Genomic DNA, 18,889 nt, shown 5'->3' on the forward strand with positions numbered 1-18,889 from the left:
TCAGATCACCCAGTCGATCGCTTCGGGGGATTGCGGCTTCAGCGTCAGGTCGGGCCGGACTGTCGGGCCAAGCGCGCGGATGCGGTCCTTGATATGGGCCGGGCGCACCTTGCCGTCTTCGTCATGCGCGGCATCAATCGCGTAGGGCACGTTGACGCGGCGAAGCGCCTCCTCGCGGGCGATGATTTCTGCTGCGTGCTCGCCCACATCGACAGCATCATCGACATAGAGCGACCAGTTTACGCCGTCCCACCAGACGACCGCGCCGGACTTGAGATCATTTCCGGTGAGGATCTTCATGCGCGTGCCTCCACCGCCAGTCGGGCGAGAGCTGCATCCTCGCGCGCGGTGACATCGCCGATGACGATGAGCGCGGGAGATTTCACCTGTTCGCGCGCAACCAGATCGGGCAGTTCCGCCAGAAGGCCGCGCATCACGCGCATTTCGGGGCGAGCGGCATTTTCGATCACGGCAAGGGGGACATCGGGGGCCAGCCCGTCCGCCATCAGCTTCTCAGCAATCTGCGGTGCGGTCTTGATGCCCATGTAGATCACCAGCGTGCGCCCCTTGCCTGCAAGGCCCGACCAGTCCTGTTCGGACAGTCCTTTGCACTGGCCGGCGACAAAGCTGACGATGCTGGAGGCATCGCGGTGCGTCAGCGCGATCTGGGCGGCAGCGGCCGCTCCGTTCGCGGCGCTGATACCCGGCACGATCTCCACCGGCACGCCGTACGCGCGGGCAAGCTCGGCTTCTTCGCCGCCGCGTCCGAAGATCAGCGGATCGCCGCCCTTCAGGCGCACGACATCACGGCCCGCCTGTGCCTCGCGCACCAGCAGTAGGTTGATTTCTTCCTGCGGCAAGGTGTGGTGCGCGCGGCTCTTCGCTACTGAAACGAGCCGCGCGCGAGGGGAACACAGTGACAGGATTTCGCGGCTGACAAGCCCATCGTGCACCACCACTTCGGCGGTGGAGAGCAGCCGCGCCGCACGCAGGGTCAACAGGTCGGGATCACCCGGGCCAGCGCCCACAAGAAAGATTGTACCGGTTTTCATGCCGACCGAAATGGTCGAACGCGCGTCTCGTCGCCAGCGAGAATGGATTGTGGGGCTGCAAGGTAAGCTTTGCGGGACTGAGCCCTAGGCTTTCTTGCCGCCCATCATCTCGACAATCTGGTCAAGCTGTTTGGAGGAACGCAGGTGCAGATCGCGCTGCGGATAGGGAATTTCGATCCCGTTTTCCTTGAACAGCTGCCACATGCGCATGTAGACGTCGCTGCGGATATTGGCGAGGCCGCCTTCCGGGTCCTGAATCCAGAAACGGATTTCGAAATCGACCGAATTGTCCCCGAAACCCATCAGATTCACCCGCGGTTTCGGGAAAGGCAGCACGCGCGGTGTGTCCTCTACCGCCTTGTACAAAAGCTCCGTTACCAGATCGAGATCGCTGTCATAGGACACGCCCACAGGCGCCTTCACCCTCACATCCTTGGAACTGTAGGACCAGTTGACGACCTGATTGACCATCAGGTTTTCGTTGGGGATCAGGTGCTCGGTCTGATCGCGGGTGATGACGGAAATCGCACGAATGCCGATCTTTCGGATCTGCCCGACCGCTTCGTTTCCGGCTGCATCGGTGACGGAGATGACGTCCCCCGGTTTGATCGATTTGTCGAGCAGCAGCAGAATTCCCGAAATCAGATTGCCGAAGGTCTTTTGCAGGCCGAAACCGATGGCAAGGCCGAAAGCCCCACCGAAGAAGGCAAGTGCGGTCAGGTCGATACCAACCATGTCGACCGCGATGAAAAAGGCGAGCGTCCAGATCAGCACGGTGACCAGCTTTTCCGCCAGCACCTTTTGCGCTTCGTCGAAATGGCTGACATTGCGCAGCAGCTTTCGGGCGACCCGTGTCAGCGTCCAGGCGACGGTGATAACCAGCGCGATCGTGGCGACGACCAGCAGCACGTCGAACAACGAAACGCGAATATCGCCAAAGGTCAGCGCCCATTTGTCGAGAGCGTCGACGACTTCGGCCAGCGTCTCGCTTTGCGAAGCGATTGCCTGTTTGGAACCTTCGCCGATGCTCACCACCGCTTCTGGCGCCGGTGCTTCCTCAGCCAGGCTCCAGACCTGACCGGGAGGAACGACTGCGGACGCACCCTCTACGGCGGGGCTGGCGTCGGTTGCAGGTGGCGTCGGGGCGGTCATCAGATCTCCAGCTTGGCGAGGGCCTGTGCGAGGTCCGCGATCAGGTCTTCGGGGTCTTCGAGCCCAATCGATAGGCGAACGGCGGCGCGGATACCACCCTCGTGCCGGGTGGGGCTGCCCATCACGGTCCTGTATTCATGCGGGAAGATCGGCAAGGCGAGGCTTTCGAACCCGCCCCAGCTGTAGCCGATGCCAAAGTGCTCCAGCGCATCGACAAGCTGCCCGGACGCATCCGGAGCATCGGTTGCCAGAACGAAGCTGAACAAGCCGCAGCCGCCGGTGAAATCGCGCGCCCACAAATCATGACCCGGAGCGCCCTGAAGCATCGGGCACAGCACCTTGGCAACCTGCGGCTGATCCGACAGCCAGCGAGCGATATGCAGCGCGTTGGCAGTCGATTTTTCGAGCCTGATGCCCATGGTGCGCAATCCGCGCGCGGCCAGCGCGGCATCGTCAGGCGACACCACCTGTCCCAGCTGGTGCGATGTGCGGCGCAAGGCCCGATACCAGCGTTCCCCCGCGCTGCACGATCCCATCATCAGGTCCGAATGTCCGCCGACATGCTTCGACAGGCTTTGCATCACGATGTCGCAGCCGTGTTCGAGCGCGGCAAAGCCGAGCGCGCTGGCCCAGGTGTTGTCGATCATAGTGACGGCCCCGGCATCGCGCGCGATCGCGGCGAGTGCGGGGGTGTCGCAAACTTCCATCGTCAGGCTGCCGGGACTTTCCAGCCAGACTGCCCGTGGGTTGGTCCGCCCGGCCAGTGCCTTGAAGCCAGAGATATCCAACGGATCGAAGAAATCATGCGTGATCCCCATCCGCGCCAGCAGGCCGGTCGCCATGCTGCGCGAAGGGTCATAGCAATTGTCCGCCATCAGAAGGTGATCGCCCGGTTTCAGAACCGCCAGCATCGCGCCTGCAATCGCCGCGACCCCGCTGGGGTAAAGCACGGTGCCATGCGCGCCGGGTTCGATCTGGGTCAGCGCCTCGGCCAGCGCCCATTGCGTCGGCGCGCCGCGCCTGCCGTAGAAGAACTGGCCGTCGGTGTCGTTCTTGCCCGCGGCCTTGCGATCCGCCTCGGTCTCGTAAAGGTGGGTCGATGCGCGCCACACGGGCGGGTTGACGACCGGCCCGGTCCATTCCTTGCGCCGCCCTGCTGCGGCAAGCCGGGTCGCAGGCCGCGTATCCTTGGCCTTGCCGCTCATGCCGGGCCCTGTGCCTTGGGAGTGGAGGGATCGGCTTCCCATTCCTGCCAGCTGCCATCGTAAAGCGCTGCGTCATCAACCCCGATCAGGTGAAGCGCGAACAGCAGCACGCTGGCGGTAACTCCGCTGCCGCAAGAGGTGACGATCGGGCAGGACAGGTCAATGCCCGCGCCTTCGAATGCAGCGCGCAGATCAGCTGGCGATTTGAACGTGCCGTCAGGATTGAAAACCTGTCCGAACGGCAGGTTGAGCGCACCGGGAATCCGACCGTTCTGGCCGCCGTGGACCGGATCGATCCCGCTGCCAAACACCCGGTCCGCGCCGCGCGCGTCGAGCACCTGTTCGGCCTTGCTTTCGATATTGGCGAGCATTTCTGCCTTCGACCGCACACCTTTGGCCGGAGCAAGCTGCACAGGAGTCGTCGGGGCAGCCTCTGTCACCCCGCTTTCCAGCGGCAAGCCTTCGGTGCGCCATTTCGCAAGACCGCCATCGAGGATTGCAACGCTGTCCACGCCATGCGCCCTCAACGCGAACCATGCCCGCGCGGAGGTTTTCACATCGCTGTCGTCATAGATAATGATGCGCGTTGTGGGGCCGATACCAAGGGTCGCGAGGCGATCAGCCAGTTGCGCGGCATTGGGCAGGGCTGCGGGGACGGGCGAAGCCGGGTCGGTCAGGCTCGCCAGGTCCAGGAACAGCGCGCCCGGAATGTGTGCGGCAGTGTATTCCGAAAGCGGATCACGCCCGGCTGCGGGCAAGTGCCGCGATGCATCAAGCACCACGAGATCGGGCTCGCCCAGATGCTCGGCCAGCCATGTCGTCGAAACGAGGCTTGAGAAAGGATTGCTCATTTCCCTTTGCTAGCGCGCCAGCGGGACAAGGCCAAGCGATCCTGCTTCAGGCCTCTTCGACTTCGGGCTGCTTGATCATTTGTGCGCGGAGCATCGGCAAGCCTCCCGGCGGCCCGTCGAGCGTCAACGGATGCACGCGAGTCTGGCTTGTTTCGCTTGGCGTGCCGACTACGAAAGTGCGGTTCATCGCCGGAAGCCCTGCGCCTTCAAGAGTGAAGTGAAGCAGCGGAATGAACAGCGGCTTTGCCCCTTGCTGGATCAAGTTGATATCCGCGATCGGGACTTGCAACGTTCCCGGAACGCGGCGGCTTTGCTGTGGCCCGAGCCGGTCGATCTCGCCAATCGGTTGCCCGCCGGCAATCGGCGGCGCATTGGATGCGCCGCGCTGCGCCGATGCCAGTTGCGCTGCGACCGAGAGATCGCGCACCGCCCCGTCGGAGCGGTTGGATATTTCAAGCCGGAAATTGATCGTGAACATCATCACGCTGCGGGTTGCCCCTGTGATTTCCAGCGCGAGATCAATGCGCGGAGGTTCCGTCGGGACAGCAATCGTTTCCCGGTCTCGGCGTGATTTCGCAGTGTCTGCGGTCACCGGAGCGGGGTCAGGTGCCGGATCACTGGCTTCGGCCTGCGCTTCATCGCCCGCTTGTTCTGCCACATGCTCGGTCGGCACCTCGCTGCTGTCATCGGGTGCACTGTCGCGTTCCCGGATGATCCGGTGCACGCCGTAGGCAAGCGACGGGCCGTCCGTCGCGCTCTCGGCCGCTTCGATCCGCCGCCGCCGCCAGTAAAGGCCGGCCAGCATCAGCGCGAGCAATCCCATGATGCCCAGACCGACATAGGTCTGGTTTCGCAGTGCCATCGCGCCCACGGTTTCGAGGCTTGCCGTCAACCCGTCCGCAGGCGTGACATCGTTCCGCGGGGTCTGACCGATTGCGTCTCCGGCCTCCCCGTCAGGGCTGACATCATACCAGTCGTTCGGCCCGATGGGTGCCTCGTCGGGGTTCGGAAGCAGTTCGGTGTCAAAGCCGGGGCTGACCAGCGGGCCGGCTCCGGCCCCGGTATCAGGAAGGTCACGGGGAACTGGTGAAGCCGTGGGTGCCGCGCTTGGTGTGGAGGTAGGAGCCGCGACTGGTCGCGGGCGAGACGCCGATGCGGTTGGCGTGGGCGTTGGAGCAGGGCGCGGCGCAGGCGTGGCCGCCGTCCTTGCGGGCGCACGCGTTGCGCTTGGCGCAGGCGTGGGCGTCGGGGTGGGAGCCGGCGTTGCCGCCCTCACGGGCGCTTGGGTCGCCTGCGGTTGGGGTTGCGGAGTCGGCTGTGTCTGCGGGATGATGCGCGGGCCGATGCGCACACCAGCGCGTTCATCGGCTGGCCCTTGCGGGCGCGGTGTCGACGTCGGCGTGGGTTCCGGCAGCGAAAAGCCGGGCGTTCCCTGCGCCGAACCTGCCACGGGAACAAGCGCGAGCGTCAGCGCGATCGCGCTCGATGCAATTGCAAGCCGCGCAAAGCGGTGACGGGGAAACGGGGGCGGTTTCAAACGGTTCATGGCGCGTCGAATGCGGTTCGGTAGCGGGGGCTGCGGGTTATCACATAGGAGGTTGGCGCGCCGCGTCCAGTTACTCGCTTGCAACCGGTATCCTTTCGCGGCAACAGCGCGGCATGGAAAGCACACCCGAAAGCACCGCTCCCAAGCCCGCCTTTCTCGGAAAGGACACTCCGCTGCCCGCTTCTCCCGAAGAGGCGATGCTGGATTATGTCCCTAACCCGCGCAAAGGTGCGTTGTATCTGGTGCGGTTCGCTGCGCCCGAATTCACCTCGCTTTGCCCGGTCACGAATCAGCCGGATTTCGCACATCTCGTGATCGACTACGCACCGGGCGATACCATCGTCGAATCCAAGAGCCTCAAGCTGTTCCTGGGCAGTTTCCGCAATCACAACGGCTTCCACGAGGATGTGACAGTGGGAATCGGGCAACGTTTGGCAAAAGAAATGTCGCCTCGCTGGTTAAGGATTGGCGGGTATTGGTACCCTCGCGGAGGTATCCCGATCGACGTGTTCTGGCAGACGGGCGCTCCGCCCGAAGGGCTGTGGGTGCCGGATCAGGGTGTCGCGTCCTACAGAGGGCGCGGCTGAATCCGAACCTCCGCAAGGCATCTCAGGCGCGCCCTGCGACCGGGCGAACATGCTTACCAAAGCGGTGAGTTTATTGGTAAATTTACTATATAGCGCCCGCCGTACCTTCTTAATATTCCAGTAAGTAAAGTTGCATAGGCCCTTATCGAAAGGGTCGCGATCCTTCGCGCGCGTCGTGCGCGGGAAAACCCTTTTGATCGACCGAACTACCCCCAAGGCCATTCAAGAGGCAGAAAATGACAACTTCAGTTTCAACCAAGGTTCGTACCATCGGCGGCGCTTCCATGCTCGCCCTGTCCGCGGGCCTGACCGGCACCGCGCTGGCGCAGATGGCTCCCGCGCCGCTGGTGGCTGCTCCGACGCCGACGGCTCCCACGCCGCCAGCCAACGCGGCCGAGTGCGTCGTGATCAGCGGCACGGTTGTCTGCCCTCCGGGAACCGATCCCGACGGCTTTTTTGACCTGAGCGACAATCCGCTTGGCCTTGATATCCAGGACGGCGCCGTGGTGCAGGGGCCGGTGATCATAACCGGCGCAGTGACCGGAGCTGTCGATGGATCGATCCAGACCAGCGCGGACGGGGATGGCGGCCTTGCCGCAGGAGCGGGCTCTGATGTCACCATCGGCGGCTTTATCCAGACCGATGGTCAATTCTCGGTCGCGGTTGAAGCAGGTGACGGATCGAGCGTGGTCAACGACGGCACGATCTACACCACAGGGGACAACTTCTCGGACGCGGTCTCGCTTGGCGCGGACAGCAGCTTCACCAACAGCGGCAATATCGCGACCGCGGGTGAGGAAAGCTTCGGCATCGGCGTGCGCGACGGCAGCAATGTCACTAACAGTGGGGCGATCACCACTTCGGGCGAGATTGCGCACGGGATCAGCGCGATCACCAACACCACCATCGTCAATTCAGGCTCAATCACCACCAGCGGCGATTTCGCATCGGGGGTAAGCGGGCTCGCCAACACCAATCTGACGAACAGCGGCACCATCGCCACCAGCGGCGTTCTGGCTGATGCGGTATCCGTGCGCGGCGGCAGCGTCGTTTCGAACAGCGGCACGATCTCTACTTCGGGCGACGAAGCGATCGCCGTGTTCGGCTTTGGCAACAATGTCAGCATCACCAACACCGCAGCAGGCAACATCACCACCGATGGCCTTGCCGGCTTCGGCATCGTGGTGCTCGACGGCGCGACCGTGGTGAATGACGGTGCAATCGCCACCACGGGCGAATTCGGCATCGCCATCGACACGCAGGAAGCATCGGACGTCACCAACAACGGATCGATCACCACAGCAGGTGACGAAGGTGTCGGCATCGGCGTTCGCAGCGACAGCACCGTCACCAACACCGGTTCGATAAACACCGCCGGCACCGAAGCGCACGGTATCGTCGCGCTTAACACCGCGACTATCGTCAATTCGGGTTCGGTCGACACCACCGGCGACACCGCATTCGGCATTCGCGCGCTTGCCGATGCCCAGATCACGAACAGCGGCGATGTGGCGACAGCGGGCGCAGGTTCGCGCGCGCTTTCAGTGACTTCGGGCGCGACGGTCAACAACAGCGGCACGCTTTCCACCTCGGGCGACGGGTCCTTCGCGCTTGGCGCCACGGACGGGCTGACGCTGGTGAACTCCGGCTCGATCGAGACGAGCGGCAATTCCCGTGCCATCGACGCCCGCGACGGGGCGACGATCACCAACGAAGCGGGCGGCACGATCTCTGCCGCCGGCACATCCGACACGATCCAGACGGGCGCAAACCTTACGCTGGTGAACAATGGCACGATTACGAACATCGGTGTCGATGCCAAGGTGATCGACGCTGGTGACGGCCTCGCCGTGACCAACAACGGCCAAATTGTCACCGCCAGCGGTATCGCGATTGATGGCGGCAACCTTGCGACGATTTCCAACACCGGACTTATCCAGGGCGGGCAGAACGATGCGATTGCGCTCAATTCGGGCGCAATCACCAACTCCGGCACGATCGAAAGCCTCTCCAGCAATCCCAATGGACCTCTGGTAATCGGCGGAACGACTCCCGAGCTCGACGCAGGTATCAATTTCGAAGCGGGTGACGACGGCAATGAAGACGGCGCTGTAACCAACCTTGCCGGCGGCATCATCCGGGGTGACATCGGCATTGCGGCGTCTTCGGGCAATCAGGCCAACCCCGCCGCCAACGATGGCAGCCAGCAGGTCGTTAACTTCGGCACGATCATCGGCCGGACAGGCGATGCGGCGCTGCTCGGCAATGGCGACGATGAATTCCAGCAATGGACCGGCGCCAGCGTCACCGGCAACATCGATCTCGAAGCAGGCGACGATACCTTCATCCTCGAAGGCAGCGCATCGAGCGTCGCGGGTTCGATCTTCGGCGGACTGGGCAACGACACCGCGATCATCGCAGGCACCCTCGATGCCGACAATTTCTTCGGCTTCGAAACCTTCCAGATCGGCTCTGACCTTGGCGGCACGCTCAATGACGCGCGGATCGTGGGGGATCGCACGGTCGATGGCGATGTCGTGATCGTGGGCGAGGTCGTGCTGGGGCTGGGCGTGGATTCGCTTACTTCCACCGGAGCGATGACGCTGGAAAACACAGCAGTCATCACGATCGAGACGCCGCTGGACGTGGCGCTGATCGGCCAGACCGTCACCGTGCTGCAGGACGGCACCGGCTTCACCGACAATGGCGCGGTCATCAACATCATCGATGACGATCTGCTGGTCGATTACGTCCCCGTGATCGGTTCGCTGGCGGTGCAGGTCAACGCGGTGAACCCGCTGGCCAATGCGACCGATCCCAATGTCGCGGCCTTCGGCCTTGGCCTGACCGGCGGCTTGAACGCGGGCACGCTGAGCCAGGCCAACTTCGACCTGGTCAACAACCTGCCCGATTTCGACGCCTATCAGGCGCTGGCGCTGGATGCGCTGCCCAATCTCAACGAAGGTGCGGGCCGCGAAATCTTCGAAAGCTCCAGCGCGGCGAGCGATGCGCTCAACCGTCATCTGTTGAGCGACGAGTCGGGCGTGTGGGGTGAATTCATCCTGCGCGGGGCCGATCAGGACGGCTTCTCGGCATCGCAGGGCGGATACGAGAGCAGCCAGACGATCTTCACTGTCGGTGGCGATTTCGTGTTCGGCGAAATGGGTCAGATCGGCGTGCTCGCTAGCTATGCCGATATCGAAAATGACGATCTCGGCGCGAATGGCGCTCTGCGCGGCCAGACCGATATCGAAAGCATCAAGCTGGGCGTTTATGTCGCCACCAGCTTTGCCGAACGCGGCTTCCTGAATGGCGAGGTCGCCTATCTCACCGGTGAGATCGAAAGCACCCGTGCAGGCGCACTGGGCACGATCAACTCGGCGCAGGATTTCGACGGCTTTGCCTATAGCGCGGTCGCCGGGTTCGACCTGCTGCCCGACGAAAACGTGTCGCTGACCCCGTCCGTGGGGATCAACGGCGCGACCATCAGCTTTGACGATGCGGTCGAAGCCGGCGGTTTCGGGTTTACCGTGGCCCGCGACGATGCGGAGTTCTTCGAGCTGCGCGGTGCTGTAGAGTTCGGAGCTCAGGTTTCGGACAAGGTCGATGGTTTCGTGCGCGGCACGATCATCCACGACCTGTCCGATGATCAGCGGCTGGTCACGCTCAGCTCGGCCCAGCTCACGCCGTTCACCACGGTGCTGCCGTTGCGCGAACAGGACCGGTTCGAGCTTGCCGCCGGGGCCAGCGTCGACGTCACGCAGAACGTGTCGTTCGAACTGGGCTATCTTGGCGACTTTGCCGATGGCTACGATGCCCATTCGGCGCATGTGACGGCGCGCATCGCGTTCTGAGGCGAAACCCGTCCGGCAAGAAGGCCCGGCTGCGCAAGCGGCCGGGCCTTTTGTCGTCAAGGGCAGGGCGTGCCGGAATGGGTGGGGGAAATGGTGCCGGTTAGAGGATTCGAACCCCTGGCCTGATGATTACAAATCAACTGCTCTACCAACTGAGCTAAACCGGCCCGATGCGCGGAAGTGATCGCCGCCAAATCAAGTCGCCGCCCGCTAGCCGAAAGCGGGGACAAAAGTCCAGAGCGCAAAATCTGCCGCTTGCCGAACGCACTTGGCGCTTGGTCGATGATCCACCTCACAGGCTTGCCATGCCTGACGTTAAGATACATCTTAGCGACAGATCAAAGGGGCTGACGGTGGAACAAGACCTCAAGAAACAGATGCTGTTCGAACAGAACGAGAAGTCCAAGGGGGTGGCTTACCTCCTGTGGCTGTTCCTCGGCTGGCTGGGCGTGCACCGGATGTATGCGGGCAAGACCAAGTCAGGGATTGCGCAGATGCTGCTCAGCTTCACCGTGGTGGGTTTCGTGCTGGTGACGCTGTGGTGGTGGATCATCGACGCGTTCCTCATCCCCGGAATGATCAACGAACGCAATCTCAAGACGATCGAGATGATCTATGGTCCGCTGAAACAGGATTCGGCTGGAGACGATGCTCCTCGTGATGCGCAGGGCGAACTCGACAGCAAACGTCAGGCCATGCTCGAAGACCTGCGCGCCACCGGCTACAAGAAAGAGCGCCGCGACAGCTTCTCCGAACTCTATCGCTAGAAATTAGACCACACCGAGGAGTTCGCCCGGATGGGCGAACACCAACTACAGCGCTCCGAACGTCCAGCCTTCGGTCCAGGCGATCTCGGCGGTGAGAAAACGCGGTTCCCATCGGCGCTTATCCTTGGCTGCCTTGCGCAGCCATGCCGCCGTCAGCAGCGCGTCGGACGAATGATCGTCCACCTCGCCATATTGCCGCACCGGTGGGCTGCCCAAGGCCTCCAGCGCGACGTTGAGATCGCCATAGGTCAGCAATTTGGTGCGCGCCCCGCTGAGCGTGGCGGCCTCTTTCGAGGCGAGGCCGGTGTAGATTTCGACCAGCAGCGATCCGCCTTTGGTCATCATGCGATCAGGCACCGGGTCCATCGGCCACACCGGCAGATGCCCGCGCAACTGGTGCAGCATCCTCATCCCCGTTAGCGAGCTTTTGCCCACCTGCGCCGCGCCGACGAGGTTGAAATTGCTAACCGGGCGGCACTTCATCCGCCGCTGGGCAATCTCCGCCTCGCGAAAACGCCCTTCCCGGGTGATCGCATCGGGCAGGTGGAAATGCTCGCCTTCGTCATCCTTGCCGTGGCGGAAGTATTCGCGCGCCTGCGGGTGATCGAGAAAGCTGTGCGCGCCCAGATGCGGATCATCGGCGCAAATCTCGTCGATCAGCGCCCACAGCTTCTTGGCGTGGGTCGGTGAACGATCCCAGCCGGGAAAGAACGCACCCGCATCGTTGAACGGCAGCGATATCCCAAGGTCCACGCCGACCAGCGTGTTGGCGGGCAAATCGTCGCGCAGGATCGAGAGCACTTCGGTGCGCGACCATCCGCCGCTGGGCGGTTCGACCAATACCGGCGGCCCATCAGGTTCGGCGATGGCAAGCGCAATGCCGGAATGCCGCTCTCCTTTGGCGCCGGACCAGTCCACGGCAAGGAAATGATCAAATTCGCGGGTCATGGGTGTTCTCCCGCTCAGCCCTCAGCCGGTCCCAATACGCAATCCGCTCTCGCACCTTGCGCTCGAACCCGCGTTCGACCGGCTCGTAGAAGGTCTGCGGCTCTATCCCTTCGGGCCAGTAATTGTCGCCCGAAAAGCCTTCCTCGGCCTCGTGATCGTAGGAATAGCCCGCGCCATAGCCGATGTCCTTCATCAGCTTGGTCGGCGCGTTGAGGATATTGGCGGGCGGCATCAGCGATCCGGTTTCGCGCGCGGCCTTGAACGCGGCCTTCTGTGCGGCATAGGCGGCGTTCGATTTGGGCGCGGTGGCGCAGTACAGGCAGGCCTGCACGATCGCGAGTTCGCCTTCGGGGCTGCCGAGGAACTGATAGGCGTCTTTCGCTGTGAGGCACTGGGTCAGCGCCTGTGGATCGGCAAGGCCGATATCCTCGCTGGCGAACCGCACGAGGCGGCGCAAGACATAGAGCGGTTCCTCGCCCGCGGTCAGCATCCTTGCGAGATAATAGAGCGCAGCCTGCGGGTCGCTGCCGCGCAGCGATTTGTGCAGCGCGCTGATCAGATTGTAATGCCCGTCGCGATCCTTGTCATAGACGGCGACCCGGCGTTGCAGGAACTTGGCCAGCGCTTGCGGGTCGAGCGGCTCGGACAGTCCGGCATTGTAGAGCGTTTCGGCCTGGCCCAGCAGGAACCGCCCGTCGCCATCGGCGCTGGCGATCAGAGCGGTGCGGGCTTCGGGAGTAAGGGGCAGGGGGCTTTCCAGCGCCTCGGCCCGCGCCAGCAGCGCTTCGAGCGCGTCATGCCCCAGCCGTTCAAGGATCAGGACCTGCGCCCGGCTGAGCAATGCCGCGTTGAGCGCGAAGCTGGGGTTTTCGGTGGTCGCGCCCACCAGCGTCACCGTGCCGCGTTCGACAAAGGGGAGGAAGCCATCCTGCTGTGCGCGGTTGAACCGGTGGATCTCGTCCACGAACAACAGTGTCTTCTGACCCGCCTGCGCCATGCGGTCTGCCTCGGCAAAGGCTTTCTTGAGGTCTGCAACCCCTGAAAACACTGCGCTGATCGAGACGAAGCGTATTCCCACCGCATCTGCGAGCAGCCGGGCGATGCTCGTCTTGCCGGTGCCGGGCGGGCCCCACAGGATCATGCTCGACAGCTTGCCGGCATTCACCATCCGCCCGATCGCGCCTTCGGGGCCGGTGAGATGTTCCTGGCCGATCACCTCATCGAGGGTGCGCGGGCGAAGCCGGTCGGCCAGCGGCGCGTCATCGCGCGGCGCGTCTTCTCTGGCCGGAGCGGGCGGGGCATCATTTCCGAACAAGTCTGCCATTTGTCAGGTGAGGTAAGCCCTTCGTCGGAAAAAGCCATCCGGGACTTGTTTCGATAGGTCGAAGATATATCTTTAATCCAGAAAGACCTATCTGGAGGATGGTATGAATTGGAATAGAGGCGGTCGTGGCGGGTGGAACAACCTTGGCCCGATGATTGCGATGATGGCGGCTTCGGCGGCCAGCGAATGGGAAAGCGAATCTCGCGGATCGCGTCGGCGCGGGCGCGATTGGAGCGACGGTGACGAACGCCCCCGGCGCAAGCGGCGCGGGCGGATGTTCGCGCAGGGTGAATTGCGGCTGGCGCTGCTGGCCCTGATCGAGCGCGAACCGCGCCACGGCTATGAACTGATCCGCGCGATCGAAGACATGACTGGCGGCAGCTACGCGCCTTCGCCCGGCGCGGTCTATCCGACGCTGCAGATGCTCGAAGAAGAAGGCCAGATCAAACCGGCCAAGACCAAGTCGAGCGAAGACGACGAGGATGCCGGCGGCAAGAAGCCGTTCAAGGTCACCAAATCGGGCAAGGCCGAGCTGGAGGACCGCGCAGACGAGGTCGAAGAACTGATGGGCCGCCTTGGCGAACACGGCGAACGGGCCGAGCGCGTGCGCGAGAAATCGCCCGACCTGTTCCGCGCAATGGGCAATCTCGCCAATGTGCTCAAGAACCGGGCCAAGGCCGGAAAGCTCGACCAGCAGACGATCGACCAGATCGTCGACATTATCGACGAGGTCGCCAAGCGTATCGAACGCTTGTGAGCAAGCCCGCACTGTGACATCCTCTCCACCGGGTCGGGTCGCACCGATACGGGGAGGGGATGATCATGAACAGCAGGCTGGGCGGACCGCCAAAGACGCCGTGGCACCTGTGGGTGATCGGCGCGATTGCTGTGTTCTGGAACGCGTTCGGCGCGACCGATTACACCATGACGCAGCTGGGCAATATCGAATGGATCACCTCGATGGGTTTCGACGAGGCGACCGCGAAAACCATGCTCGATTTTCTGGGCGCTGCCCCGGCATGGGCCGATGCCGCATGGGCGCTGGGCGTATGGGGCGGTCTGGCGGGAGCCTTGCTGATGCTGGCACGCAGCCGCTTTGCCATCTTCGCCTTCGCCGCTTCGATCGTGGGTGTGATCGGATCGATGATTTATCAGGCCGGGGCCGATTATCCGCCCGAACTGGCCGAAATGGGCAACTCGCCCATGATGTACATCGTGCTGTCGATTGCCGTGCTGCTGTTGGCCTATTCGGTCTGGGTGCAGCGTTCGGGCGTGCTGAAGTAAGAGATCAGGCGGCGGCTTCGGCTGCCGCCTCTGCTTCCTGTAGGGCGCGCCGGTCTTCGATCAAGCGGATGTAGGTGTCCGCGACGACCTGATTGATCGCTTCCCAGCTGTATTCCATGCTGCGTTCCTCGCCCGCCGCGCCGTGCGCCTTGCGTAGCGCGGGATCGGTGCAATAGGGCGCGATTGCCTCTGCCAGACCTTCGCTGTCAGGGGCTTCCGCCCCCTTCTTTCCAACCAGCGGGACAAGCCGCCCGGTCACACCGTCGGTGACGAGGCTCGACGCCCCAGTGGCCCCTGCGGCGACCACCGGCAGGCCGCTCGCCATCGCTTCCAGCGTGACGTTGCCAAAGGTCTCGGTGATCGACGGGTTGAAGAAGATGTCCCCGCTTGCCAGCGCCTGACCCAGTTCGGCCCCGGTCTTGAACCCGGCGAAGATGCCGCCGGGCAGCGCATCCTGAAACCAGCCGCGCGCCGGCCCGTCGCCGATCACCAGCACCTTGTGCGGGATCTGCCGCTTGCGAAGCTGCACGATGGTTTCGGCAAAGACGTCCAGCCCCTTTTCCATCACCAGCCGGCCAAGGAACACGATGGCCACGTCATCATCTTCAAGGCCGAGGCTGCGGCGCCATTCCAGATCGCGCCGCTCGCTGGAAAAGATCGTCCGGTCGACCCCGCGCGACCACAGGCTGATGTCGTCGTGCATATCCATCGCCAGCAATTCGTCGATCATGCTCTGCGACGGAGCGACCAGCGCATCGCAGCGATTGTAGAACCGCCGCAGGATACGGATCAGCAGCGGCTCAAGAAACGCCATGTTGTAATAGCGCGGATAGGTTTCGAACCGCGTGTGGACGCTGGCCAGCACCGGAATGTCCCAATCCTGCGCCCAGCGCAGCGCCGCATGCCCTGCCGGATCGGGCGAGGATACGTGGACGATATTGGGCCGGAATTTTTCGAGATCGCGTCGCACCTTCGCGCCCAGCCCGGTGGGTATGCGGTATTCTCCGCGACCGAACGGCATGCCGACCGATGGCGTGCCGACAAGATCGCCGGTCGGCTCGAACGCGGGCTCTGCCACGGTGGGCGAATAGACGCGCACCGCCGCGCCCTTGCCCAGAAGCGAGCCGACAAGCCGATTGAGCGCCTGGTTCGCGCCGTCGCGGGTGTAATTGTAGTTGCCGCTGAACAGGGCAATGCGAAGGTCGGAGGTGTCCATGATCGGAGCGCCTTTTAGGCGAGCACGCGGCAGATTGCGAGAGGGGGGCGAAGGGTTTGTTATCCGCAGCCGTGATGATCGCGGCATGAGAGAATGATTGACTCGTTCCCGCATCTCACTAAAGGCGGCTCCGGGCCACGCGGTCCCAACGCCGCGCGAGCTCTCTGCAAGGAGAGAATACATGACTGACTACGCACGCGGGCTCTTGCACGAGCCCCCGCTCAAGCCTGAGCGTCCGCAATTTTCATCCGGCCCGACGGTCAAGTTCCCCGGATGGTCCCTCGACAAATTGAAAACCGATTCGCTCGGGCGTTCGCACCGCTCCGCGCTGGGCAAGGCGCGTCTCAAATACGCGATCGACCTCACCCGCGAACTGCTGGGCGTGCCCGATGATTACCTGATCGGGATCATGCCCGCATCGGACACCGGCGCGCTCGAATGCGCGATGTGGACCATGCTCGATCCTGCGCGCCCGGTGACGGTCGCCGCGTGGGAAAGCTTTGGCAATGTGTGGATTCAGGATGCGGTGAAGCAGCTCAAGCTGCCGAACCTGCAAACCATGACCGCCGATTACGGCGAAATTCCTGATCTCACCACGATCCCGCAGCGCAACGATGTCGTCTTCACCTGGAACGGCACCACTTCGGGCGCGAAAATCCCGAACACCGACTGGTTGGAGCCGGGTCGCGAAGGGATCACCATCAACGACGCCACCAGCGCCATCTTCGCGATGGAGATGGACTGGGCAAAGCTCGATGCGACCACCTTCAGCTGGCAGAAGATCATGGGATCGGAAGCCCAGCACGGCATGCTGATCCTCAGCCCCAAGGCCGTGGCGCGGATCGAAAGCTATGATCCGGCATGGCCGCTGCCCAAGCTGTTCCGCCTGAAGAAGGGCGACAAGATCAACCAGGGCATTTTCGTCGGCGAAACGATCAACACGCCGTCGATGCTGGCAACCGAAGATTACATCGCCGCGCTCGAATGGGCGAAGTCGATCGGCGGGCGCAAGGCCTTGTTCGAACGCGCTGACCGTAACGCCAAGATCGTCAAGGACTGGATCGAGGCGAAGCCGTGGCTGAAGAACATGGTTTCCGACCCGGCCAAGCGCACCAACACCGGCGTCTGCATGAAGTTCACCGGCGAATGGTACGACAGCCTGTCGCCCGAAGATCAGGCCGCGGTGCCCAAGAAGATCGTCAAGCTGCTGGAAGAACGCCACGTCGGCTATGACTTCAACGGCTATCGTGATGCCCCGCCGTCCCTGCGCATCTGGTGCGGCGGCACGGTCGAGGCGGAGGATATCGAACGCCTCCTGCCGTGGATCGAATGGGCCTACGAAACCGTCAAGAACGGCTGATCTAATCCTTGTGCCCCCGCCAATGGCGGGGCGCACTCCCGTGCATCAACCCCAGCAGACTGGGCTCCTGTAATCGCAGGAGCGCACACAGGAATTTACCATGACCAAACCCAAAGTACTCATCTCTGACAAGATGGACCCGAACGCCGCCCGCATTTTCGAAGAGCGCGGCTGCGATGTCGATGTGATTACCGGTGAAACGCCCGAAGAACTGATCGCCCGCATCGGCGAATACGATGGCCTCGCCATCCGTTCCTCGACCAAGGTGACCAAGGCGATCCTTGACGCGGCGACCAATCTGAAGGTCATCGGCCGCGCCGGGATCGGGGTGGACAATGTCGATATCCCCTACGCCAGTTCCAAAGGCGTGGTGGTGATGAACACCCCGTTCGGCAACTCGATCACCACCGCAGAACACGCGATTGCGCTGATGTTCGCGCTGGCGCGGCAAATTCCCGACGCCAATGTCCAGACGCAGGCGGGCGAATGGCCCAAGAGCGGCTTCATGGGCGTGGAACTGACCAACAAGACGCTCGGCCTGATCGGTGCGGGCAACATCGGCTCGATCGTCGCCAGCCGCGCGCTTGGCCTCAAGATGAAGGTGATCGCCTATGATCCCTTCCTGACGGAGGATCGCGCGGTGGAAATGGGCGTGGAGAAGGTCGATCTCGACACGCTGCTGTCGCGCGCCGATTTCGTCACGCTCCACACCCCGCTGACCGATGAAACCCGCAACATCCTCAGCCGCGAACGGCTCGAAGGGGCGAAGAAGGGCATCCGCATCATCAACTGCGCGCGCGGCGGGCTGATTGACGAAGCGGCGCTGAAGGATTGCCTCGAAAGCGGCCAGGTCGCAGGCGCGGCGCTGGATGTGTTCGCGGTTGAACCGGCGAAGGAAAACCCGCTGTTCGGCGCGCCCAACTTCATCTGCACCCCGCACCTTGGCGCATCGACCACCGAAGCGCAGGTCAATGTCGCGCTGCAGGTGGCCGAACAGATGGCCGATTACCTCGTCAACGGCGGCGTCACCAACGCGCTCAACATGCCCTCGCTGTCGGCCGAGGAAGCGCCCAAGCTGAAGCCTTACATGGCGCTCGCTGAAAAGCTCGGCAGCCTTGTCGGGCAGCTGGCGCACGGCAATCTGACCAAGATCAGCATCGAACGCGAAGGCGCGGCGGCGGAGCTTTCAGGCAAGCCGATCACCGGCGCGGTGCTGGCGGGCTTCATGCGCCGCTATTCGGACACTGTGAACATGGTCAATGCGCCGTTCCTCGCCAAGGAGCGCGGGCTGGAAGTGTCGGAAATCCGCCAGACCCGCGATGGCGCGTTCAACACGCTGATCCGCGTCTCGGTCGAAACCGAACAGGGCACGCGCTCTGTAGCGGGGACGCTGTTCGGCAAGGATGCGCCGCGTCTGGTCGAGATTTTCGGCATCGGCATCGAAGCCGATCTGGATGGCCACATGCTGTACGTCGTCAACGACGACAAGCCGGGCTTCATCGGCCGCATCGGGACGCTGTTGGGATCGAAGGGCATCAACATCGGCACCTTCAACCTCGGTCGCCGGGATGCAGGCGGCGAAGCGGTGCTGCTGCTGAGCCTCGACGAAGAAGTCGGCCCTGACGTGATCGCCGAAGCCGCCGGGGTCGAAGGGGTCAAGACAGTCAAGGCACTCAGCTTCTGATCATGCAATTCGCCACCCGGATGCGGTCGCCTCCGCCGCCGGGTGGCAAACCCCTTCAC

The 18,889-nt window shown here is 63.2% G+C and carries 16 protein-coding genes and 1 tRNA gene; 7 read left to right on the forward strand and 10 right to left on the reverse strand.

The window, feature by feature from the left end; all coding sequences use genetic code 11:
* The 6 genes from AABA34_RS06580 to AABA34_RS06605 all read right to left on the reverse strand — a co-directional run bounded on the left by AABA34_RS06580 (position 1) and on the right by AABA34_RS06605 (position 5,806).
* Positions 1–300: a DUF2849 domain-containing protein gene (locus tag AABA34_RS06580; protein WP_338304419.1), complete on the reverse strand. Its 300-nt coding sequence runs from the start codon at positions 298–300 to the stop codon at positions 1–3.
* Positions 297–1,052 (reverse strand): uroporphyrinogen-III C-methyltransferase, encoded by a 756-nt coding sequence (cobA, locus tag AABA34_RS06585; RefSeq protein ID WP_338304420.1) that lies wholly within the window; start codon positions 1,050–1,052, stop codon positions 297–299. The genes AABA34_RS06580 and cobA overlap by 4 nt, the downstream gene beginning before the upstream one ends.
* 84 nt (positions 1,053–1,136) lie before the next feature.
* Positions 1,137–2,204, reverse strand: coding sequence for a mechanosensitive ion channel family protein (locus AABA34_RS06590; protein WP_338304421.1), 1,068 nt, complete (start codon positions 2,202–2,204; stop codon positions 1,137–1,139).
* Entirely contained in the window at positions 2,204–3,409 is a 1,206-nt protein-coding gene (gene metC, locus AABA34_RS06595) for a cystathionine beta-lyase (protein WP_338304422.1), read from the reverse strand. Before metC ends, AABA34_RS06590 begins: the two co-directional genes overlap by 1 nt.
* The gene (locus AABA34_RS06600) at positions 3,406–4,260 is read right to left on the reverse strand and encodes a sulfurtransferase (protein WP_338304423.1); all 855 of its coding nucleotides are present in this window, start codon (positions 4,258–4,260) and stop codon (positions 3,406–3,408) included. The genes metC and AABA34_RS06600 overlap by 4 nt, the downstream gene beginning before the upstream one ends.
* A 46-nt stretch (positions 4,261–4,306) precedes the next feature.
* Entirely contained in the window at positions 4,307–5,806 is a 1,500-nt protein-coding gene (locus tag AABA34_RS06605) for a hypothetical protein (RefSeq protein ID WP_338304424.1), read from the reverse strand.
* A gap of 113 nt (positions 5,807–5,919) precedes the next feature.
* Between AABA34_RS06605 and queF the strand changes: the two genes are divergently transcribed.
* Together queF and AABA34_RS06615 are read left to right on the forward strand one after the other, a co-directional pair.
* Positions 5,920–6,393, forward strand: coding sequence for a preQ(1) synthase (gene queF, locus AABA34_RS06610; protein ID WP_338304425.1), 474 nt, complete (start codon positions 5,920–5,922; stop codon positions 6,391–6,393).
* 236 nt (positions 6,394–6,629) lie between these two features.
* Positions 6,630–10,247 (forward strand): autotransporter domain-containing protein, encoded by a 3,618-nt coding sequence (locus AABA34_RS06615; protein WP_338304426.1) that lies wholly within the window; start codon positions 6,630–6,632, stop codon positions 10,245–10,247.
* A 91-nt stretch (positions 10,248–10,338) separates the two neighbouring features.
* Here the strand turns inward: AABA34_RS06615 and AABA34_RS06620 are convergent.
* Positions 10,339–10,414: transfer RNA gene (locus tag AABA34_RS06620), tRNA-Thr, on the reverse strand.
* A 186-nt stretch (positions 10,415–10,600) separates the two neighbouring features.
* On the opposite strand from AABA34_RS06620, the gene AABA34_RS06625 reads away from it, so the two are divergent.
* Positions 10,601–11,014, forward strand: a complete 414-nt coding sequence (locus AABA34_RS06625) for a TM2 domain-containing protein (protein WP_338304427.1) — start codon at positions 10,601–10,603, stop codon at positions 11,012–11,014.
* A 45-nt stretch (positions 11,015–11,059) separates the two neighbouring features.
* Here AABA34_RS06625 and AABA34_RS06630 read toward each other — a convergent pair whose 3' ends face one another.
* Positions 11,060–11,962: a hypothetical protein gene (locus AABA34_RS06630; protein ID WP_338304429.1), complete on the reverse strand. Its 903-nt coding sequence runs from the start codon at positions 11,960–11,962 to the stop codon at positions 11,060–11,062.
* Positions 11,946–13,286 carry a replication-associated recombination protein A gene (locus tag AABA34_RS06635; RefSeq protein WP_338304430.1) on the reverse strand — a complete coding sequence of 447 codons (1,341 nt, stop codon included), beginning with the start codon at positions 13,284–13,286 and terminating at the stop codon, positions 11,946–11,948. Before AABA34_RS06635 ends, AABA34_RS06630 begins: the two co-directional genes overlap by 17 nt.
* A 103-nt stretch (positions 13,287–13,389) precedes the next feature.
* Here AABA34_RS06635 and AABA34_RS06640 point away from each other — a divergent pair, with 103 nt between their 5' ends.
* Both AABA34_RS06640 and AABA34_RS06645 read left to right on the forward strand, forming a co-directional pair.
* Positions 13,390–14,043: a PadR family transcriptional regulator gene (locus AABA34_RS06640; protein WP_338304431.1), complete on the forward strand. Its 654-nt coding sequence runs from the start codon at positions 13,390–13,392 to the stop codon at positions 14,041–14,043.
* Positions 14,044–14,108: 65 nt separating this feature from the next.
* On the forward strand, positions 14,109–14,570 hold the full coding sequence (locus tag AABA34_RS06645) for a hypothetical protein (RefSeq protein WP_338304432.1): 462 nt from the start codon (positions 14,109–14,111) through the stop codon (positions 14,568–14,570).
* A 4-nt stretch (positions 14,571–14,574) separates the two neighbouring features.
* On the opposite strand, the gene AABA34_RS06650 is transcribed toward AABA34_RS06645, so the two are convergent.
* Positions 14,575–15,786, reverse strand: a complete 1,212-nt coding sequence (locus tag AABA34_RS06650) for a glycosyltransferase family 4 protein (RefSeq protein WP_338304433.1) — start codon at positions 15,784–15,786, stop codon at positions 14,575–14,577.
* Between the two features lie 181 nt (positions 15,787–15,967).
* Here AABA34_RS06650 and AABA34_RS06655 point away from each other — a divergent pair, with 181 nt between their 5' ends.
* Both AABA34_RS06655 and serA read left to right on the forward strand, forming a co-directional pair.
* The gene (locus AABA34_RS06655) at positions 15,968–17,146 is read left to right on the forward strand and encodes a phosphoserine transaminase (RefSeq protein WP_034952542.1); all 1,179 of its coding nucleotides are present in this window, start codon (positions 15,968–15,970) and stop codon (positions 17,144–17,146) included.
* Between the two features lie 100 nt (positions 17,147–17,246).
* Entirely contained in the window at positions 17,247–18,830 is a 1,584-nt protein-coding gene (gene serA, locus AABA34_RS06660) for a phosphoglycerate dehydrogenase (RefSeq protein WP_034952545.1), read from the forward strand.
* The last annotated feature ends 59 nt before the right edge of the window (positions 18,831–18,889 follow it).

The organism is Erythrobacter sp. Dej080120_24 (assembly GCF_036322605.1).
Lineage (GTDB): Bacteria > Pseudomonadota > Alphaproteobacteria > Sphingomonadales > Sphingomonadaceae > Erythrobacter > Erythrobacter aurantius.

Excerpts from the sequence above, each read along its gene's own strand:
- AABA34_RS06580 (WP_338304419.1), bottom strand. The coding sequence starts at position 300 with ATGAAGATCCTCACCGGAAATGATCTCAAGTCCGGCGCGGTCGTCTGG.
- AABA34_RS06635 (WP_338304430.1), bottom strand. The coding sequence starts at position 13,286 with ATGGCAGACTTGTTCGGAAATGATGCCCCGCCCGCTCCGGCCAGAGAA.
- AABA34_RS06630 (WP_338304429.1), bottom strand. The coding sequence starts at position 11,962 with ATGACCCGCGAATTTGATCATTTCCTTGCCGTGGACTGGTCCGGCGCC.
- serA (WP_034952545.1), top strand. The coding sequence starts at position 17,247 with ATGACCAAACCCAAAGTACTCATCTCTGACAAGATGGACCCGAACGCC.
- AABA34_RS06600 (WP_338304423.1), bottom strand. The coding sequence starts at position 4,260 with ATGAGCAATCCTTTCTCAAGCCTCGTTTCGACGACATGGCTGGCCGAG.
- metC (WP_338304422.1), bottom strand. The coding sequence starts at position 3,409 with ATGAGCGGCAAGGCCAAGGATACGCGGCCTGCGACCCGGCTTGCCGCA.
- AABA34_RS06615 (WP_338304426.1), top strand. The coding sequence starts at position 6,630 with ATGACAACTTCAGTTTCAACCAAGGTTCGTACCATCGGCGGCGCTTCC.
- queF (WP_338304425.1), top strand. The coding sequence starts at position 5,920 with ATGGAAAGCACACCCGAAAGCACCGCTCCCAAGCCCGCCTTTCTCGGA.
- AABA34_RS06655 (WP_034952542.1), top strand. The coding sequence starts at position 15,968 with ATGACTGACTACGCACGCGGGCTCTTGCACGAGCCCCCGCTCAAGCCT.
- AABA34_RS06645 (WP_338304432.1), top strand. The coding sequence starts at position 14,109 with ATGAACAGCAGGCTGGGCGGACCGCCAAAGACGCCGTGGCACCTGTGG.
- AABA34_RS06605 (WP_338304424.1), bottom strand. The coding sequence starts at position 5,806 with ATGAACCGTTTGAAACCGCCCCCGTTTCCCCGTCACCGCTTTGCGCGG.
- AABA34_RS06590 (WP_338304421.1), bottom strand. The coding sequence starts at position 2,204 with ATGACCGCCCCGACGCCACCTGCAACCGACGCCAGCCCCGCCGTAGAG.
- cobA (WP_338304420.1), bottom strand. The coding sequence starts at position 1,052 with ATGAAAACCGGTACAATCTTTCTTGTGGGCGCTGGCCCGGGTGATCCC.
- AABA34_RS06650 (WP_338304433.1), bottom strand. The coding sequence starts at position 15,786 with ATGGACACCTCCGACCTTCGCATTGCCCTGTTCAGCGGCAACTACAAT.
- AABA34_RS06640 (WP_338304431.1), top strand. The coding sequence starts at position 13,390 with ATGAATTGGAATAGAGGCGGTCGTGGCGGGTGGAACAACCTTGGCCCG.